5 protein-coding genes are annotated in these 5,702 nt (G+C 33.5%); all 5 read right to left on the bottom strand.

Translation table 11 applies throughout. The annotated features are described in order from the left end of the window. Positions 1-144: 144 nt before the first annotated feature. Entirely contained in the window at positions 145-2,184 is a 2,040-nt protein-coding gene (locus H1P_RS30305; protein WP_144874754.1) for an ATP-binding protein, read from the bottom strand. 607 nt (positions 2,185-2,791) lie between these two features. Continuing rightward, a complete protein-coding gene (locus H1P_RS30300; protein ID WP_144874752.1) occupies positions 2,792-3,079 on the bottom strand; it encodes a DUF3288 family protein in 288 nt (95 codons plus the stop codon). Between the two features lie 635 nt (positions 3,080-3,714). Continuing rightward, positions 3,715-4,176, bottom strand: coding sequence for a DUF2996 domain-containing protein (locus H1P_RS30295; protein WP_144874756.1), 462 nt, complete (start codon positions 4,174-4,176; stop codon positions 3,715-3,717). Between the two features lie 118 nt (positions 4,177-4,294). Further along, positions 4,295-4,603, bottom strand: a complete 309-nt coding sequence (locus H1P_RS30290) for a hypothetical protein (RefSeq protein WP_144874750.1) — start codon at positions 4,601-4,603, stop codon at positions 4,295-4,297. Positions 4,604-5,124: 521 nt separating this feature from the next. Further along, positions 5,125-5,702 (bottom strand): rhodanese-like domain-containing protein (locus H1P_RS30285; protein ID WP_281291267.1); only part of this gene is annotated, 578 nt, incomplete at its 5' end.

Raw genomic sequence — 5,702 nt, 5'->3', positions numbered from 1 at the left:
ACTGCACCTGAAAATCGAGACTTAGGGCTAGTCAAATCTACTCGCCCAAAACGAGCTAAACCGCCCCTGGACTTGTCTCCGTTTCCCGCTTGACAAACAGCTTTCAACCTTAACTTGTCACCAATGGGTAATAGGTAATACAAATTACGATATTTGTGGAGCTTTCACTAATTTAGCAGGTAGCCAAAACATAAAAGTAGAGCCTTTTCCGACACTACTGTCTACTGTGATATTACCACCCATCATTTCGCAAAAACTTTTACAAATAGTCAAGCCTAAACCCGTTCCAGCATATTTTTTAGTTGTGCCTAAATCTGCTTGAGTAAAAGGCTGAAATATTTGTTTTATTTGTTGCTCATTCATCCCAATTCCAGTATCAGAAATTGTAAAAATAATCCAATCTGAAGCTAAATGATGAGGCGCATCATAATTTTTTTGTGGGGTATGCAAAGAAGAAGAAACTACTCGATCGCTGAAAGCTGGCATAGTAAAATTGGTAGTTAACGCTACATTAGTTTGACTCAATGTGTTAAGTTCTGGTTGTAAAATTGATAACTGACGACTATCAATTAAAGCGGGTAAAAATTTTCTGGGTTGACGACTAATTGTCAGAGAAATTTTTCCTTGGTTAGTAAATTTAGCTGCGTTACTTAAGATATGAAATAAAATTTGTTTAACTCGTTTGCGATCGCTAAGCATCAAACCCAAATCACTATTATCTTTGATGATAATTTTATTTTGATTTTTTTGTATCATCGGAATTACTAGACTTTTGACTTCGGCAATTAAAGTCGTGATATCAAATCTTTCTATACAAAAACTTACCTTATCTCCTTCTAGTTTAGAAGCATCAAGAATATCTTCAATTAAAGTCAATAGATGAGTTCCCGATTTTTGAATTTGTTCTAGATCGGCGATCAATTCTATAGATTTAGATTCTTTAGCTTCTGCTAATAATAAATCACACAACCCCAAAATACCATTAAGAGGAGTTCTCAGTTCGTGACTCATATTTGCTAAAAACTTACTTTTAGTAATATTAGCAATTTCTGCTTTTTCTTTGGCTCTTTTTAACTCTTCTTGAGCGATTTTACTATCTGTATTATCTCGAATAATAGCCAGCACTTGGTCTTCTCCAAAAACGGCAATTCTCGCTTCAAAATATCGGCGACGGTTGTTCACAAACCATTCATACTCAAATATTTGAATTCTCTCCTCTGTTTTGGCTTTTTCCATAGCAATCTGAAAAAGATTGGCTGTAGTTTTAGAAAAAATGTTCTTGATATTTTTCCTAATTAATTCTTTAGTTATATACTGCTGTTCTGGGGATATTTTACTATCAATCAAATTACCCTGAAGATCTAAAATCCACATTAAATCAGGAATCCCATTTAATAAGGCGTTATTTTTAACTTCACTTTGTTTTAAATGATCGGCTTTATCTTCTAATTTTTCAATAGTATCTTTTAGCTTATTACTCATCATATTAAAGGAATTTGCCAAAGTGCCTAATTCATCTTGAGACTTAATGATAATAGGCTGTTTCATATCTCCTTCTGCCATTCTTTCCGTGGCTTGAGTAATTTTTTGCAGTGATTCTATAATGGAACGACTTATCAAAATTGCTATAATAATACCCGTAGCAGAAGCTATAATTGCAATGAGAATTCGACGATTTCTAACTAGAGCAATTTTCCTTTTTACAGAGTTAGTAGATAACTCAATACTAACTACACCTATTCTATGATGATTAGTCTTGATTATTTTTCCTGCTAATAAAGTATTAGCTTTTTGTTGAAAAATTATATTATTACTATCAAGAACTCGATCTACAAAAAAGCGTTGAGATACATTTAAAGCCACAGGTCGAATCGATTCAGTTTTAATAACAACTTTACCTTGTTGATTGTATATTTTTGCCGAAACGACAATATCTTCTTTTTGAAGATCTTCGATTACTTCTTCTAAAAAAGTTATATTGCCCTGCTCTAAACTATTAGAAGAAACTGAGGCAACAGTATTTACTAACAGTTCTGCCCTTTGCTGTAATTCTTCTTGAAATTCTTGTTTTTTTGTATGAAGAGATAACGCAGTGACTCCCGCAACGGTGATAACAATTGCAGTAGTCATTGCAGTAGTAAGCTTTGCTGCTAAAGGTAATTTACTCCAGCTAAATAACAACATTGGTTTTTCCTATTAGGAGTAATGAAGCCAAGATTAAGCTGTTGGAAAACAGCTTAGTTACTCTAAATTATTACTTTTTAAGCTTATCAATAGCTAAAACCTTAATGCTTGAGTAATCTTACTGATTTGTATATTTTTTTTTTGTAAAATAGCAACATTTTTAAAGCTTTAATGAAGGCTTATCGAAAAAACATAAAAAATAGATGAAAAGACAATCTTTTTTCTAAAAAGTATTTCTAAATTTTTATAAAAAAATCAAAAATAATACTAAATTCATATGTTTAACGTCAAATATAAAATTATAAACAAATTATTGTGTCGCTGCTATGAATAACATATTACAGAATGAAGCACGAAATTACTCAAAAACAAATAATACTCAAGAAAAAAATAGCGATTAAAATTTTAACGAAAATAAAGAATAGTCCGATTTAAAGATATTTCACCGCAATTTCTGATATCAACTCATCAATAATGTAAAAACACTGAAATAGTTTAATTATTTAAAATTACACCTCAGTAATTTATTTTCAACCGTAGAGCAGAAATGAAGCCAAGAAACAGATAAATGATAGACGAACAATGATAAACTATAATCTATAAATGTTTAAGTCCAATCTTGTTTTTGATCTGTTTTAAAGCGATCGCTGTAAACTTTTTGTTGACTATGAAGATCGCGAGTTTTTTGATAAAGTTCTTCTTCAGTCAATTGCCAATTACTTAAAACTGTTTGTAAATCTTGTTGAATTGACCTTGCTCCAGGAAAACCTCGATAACGAATTGTCATACGAGCTAATTCCGCTAAATTGTAATCATTAGGTTCGCTTTGCAATAAATTATTGATAACACTGCGATCTTTAGCTTCTCTGGGGTGTTTTTGGTCTTGATTGCTCATAACAAAATGTCTAGCTAGTTTCTATCTTAGTAGACAAAACTTGAAATACATTATTTTTTTGTATTTTCTATATTGGAATTTGTTATTCAGCGATTCTGGGAATTGTTATTGTTTTCTCTATAGGCTTGAGAAAAAATAATATAAGTACCTGGGCAAAATTAATTTCGCAAACCCTGATTGTTTGGTAAGCCTTTGAAGCTGTTATGTGTGTAATTTAATTTGCATACCTACTTACTAGCTGCTGTAACTATTATTGATTTGATGTTTTTCAAGAGGTTTTGAAAGTCAACAAAAAATTACATTATATTTACAGTATTAAACTTACTATTGCAGGTAGGATATCAGATTGAGATTCAATCGAGCCAATTCTGAACTCTTATAATGATCTCAACGTCATCTATGCAGGATGTCTAGCAGCAATCCATTGTTGGGAAACTACGATTAACGTTTCTCCTCAACAAGCTTTTCCCAAAATTGTCTCAGCCTCCCCAGGATAAAATAGGAAGCATAACATTGCTACATTATTTTGAAACCATAAGACTACCATAACGGCAGACTTATGAGTAAAGTTAAATGGTCGCCGATTCTCGCCGCTATTTTAAAAATTAACAAGTAAGTTTTACGCTAGACGCTGTTTAGTTACCAAAAAGCCACTTCTGACCATTCAACCTTTGTATGGTATACATTACCATTAAATCTAGGGTAACTCTTCGCTCATCAATCATGAAAGATTCAACAGTGCTAGGTTGATTGCCATCTGTGGCATAAGAAAAAGCTTTTTGACCAGCGATATTTTCATCCAAAAAGTAGAGGTTAAACTGACGTTTACCATTTTGCCAGTTACCAATCACTTGCCAACACTGTTCGCTAGGGTTAGCACCTTTGATGGGAATACCTTGTTTCATAAACTGTAATTCCACATCATCAATACCTTCAGCATCAAAAGCTTCTTTCAAAGCAGGGGTAAAGTGTTTCTCCATAAATTCGCTAAAAGGCTTATCTTCTAGCTTAGGAGGTTTAGCTTTTTTAGCCTTTGCTGGAGGCTTAGAGTTAGCTTTATTCGAGGATTCTGGGGTGGGTTTTGTTTCTTCTGCCATGTCCGAACAAGACAAATTTAATCTAGTGTGTAGTGTTATCTTACCACCTCAATTTTACAGAGGTAGGCGACTTCTAAGGTATAAAACCAGCATCATCGCTATTTAATACTATCAGACTCTACATCTGGCTAACAGAAAAAAGTAATTCCCCTAACATCTGTTTGTAGGAAAAATAAGAATCCCAAAATACATAGCTATAGACACCAACAACTAAAATAGTAATACTTAGTTTTATACTGGTCAATTGCACTGAGCTTACATCAGCTAACCAGTGGAGAATAAAAGGAGTACCCAAATAGAAAAATATCCCATAACCTATGGTTTTCACAACTAATTTGAAATGTAGATGATCGAGATTATCCGCAGCTTGGGTTAACAGAGCAATTATAAATAGACCGAATAAAAATTGCACCAGGTTATTATCCATAAAAGATAACAACTTTGACGAGCGGACAGCACGAGGTTTTCTCCACCAAGGAGCATGCAAGTACGATTTGGGTTTTTTCCGATGATTCATTACTGAATACTTTGAATCCATAAGAAGATCGCTTTCAGCAATCATACTGAGATTCAAGGAAATATTTTGTGAAGACTCCAATAATTTACTGATAATTAATGTAAAGCTAAGTGGGTATTTAGACAGGGTTAATTAAAGGTAAAGGCAAAGTTTAGGAATCAAAATTCAAGGTTCAGAAATAATTGATAGGCGTTTTTCTCCTTGACTAAATTAGTGTTGAAGTTATCCACAGAAAGAGAGTAAATAATCGGGTTTTTCCACAAGTTTTCCACAATTAATGATTATTTACTCGATACTTCCTCATAGGTTCCTTGGTGGAGAAAACCTCGTGCCGTTCGTTCTCTAAATCAGCAACGCCAAAAAAAATCCCATGTTTTAAAAACATAGGATGCATTAACTATTTAAATGTTTGATTGAAAGAGATCGTTGACTTAATATTCAGGTACGTTGGAATCTACCTCTTGACTCCAGGCTTTGATACCACCTTTAACATTAGTGCCTTCAATACCTGCATCTTTCAAAATTTCTAAAGCTTTAGCAGAACGCCCGCCCATTTTACAATGAGCAATTAAGCGATGACCATTGACTAATTCTTTAACTTTAGTGATTCCTGCACCACTTTCAATATCTCCCAAAGGAATTAAAACAGAGCCAGGAATTTGAGCAATTTGATACTCGTTAGGGTTGCGAACATCTAACAAGACAAAATCTTTAGCATCGCTATCCATTAGCTGTTTTAACTCGGTTACACTCATTTCAGGTATAGTCATATTTGATGCTGCTTCTTGTGCTTGGGGAATACCGCAAAATTGTTCGTAATCAATTAATTTTTCAATTATGGGACGTTTTGGGTTGGGTCTTAACTTAAGTTCCCGAAACGTCATATCCCAGGCATTGTAGAGCAATAATCTACCACTAAGAGTATTCTCTGCACCCAAGATAATTTTAATGGTTTCAGTGGCTTGAATCGTACCAATAATCCCACATAATGCACCTAAAACACCTCCTT

This window comes from Hyella patelloides LEGE 07179, assembly GCF_900659865.1.
Classification (GTDB): domain Bacteria; phylum Cyanobacteriota; class Cyanobacteriia; order Cyanobacteriales; family Xenococcaceae; genus Hyella; species Hyella patelloides.
This window is presented reverse-complemented; position numbering and strand designations above follow the sequence as displayed.

Excerpts from the sequence above, each read along its gene's own strand:
- H1P_RS30305 (WP_144874754.1), bottom strand. The coding sequence starts at position 2,184 with ATGTTGTTATTTAGCTGGAGTAAATTACCTTTAGCAGCAAAGCTTACT.
- H1P_RS30300 (WP_144874752.1), bottom strand. The coding sequence starts at position 3,079 with ATGAGCAATCAAGACCAAAAACACCCCAGAGAAGCTAAAGATCGCAGT.
- H1P_RS30295 (WP_144874756.1), bottom strand. The coding sequence starts at position 4,176 with ATGGCAGAAGAAACAAAACCCACCCCAGAATCCTCGAATAAAGCTAAC.
- H1P_RS30290 (WP_144874750.1), bottom strand. The coding sequence starts at position 4,603 with ATGGATAATAACCTGGTGCAATTTTTATTCGGTCTATTTATAATTGCT.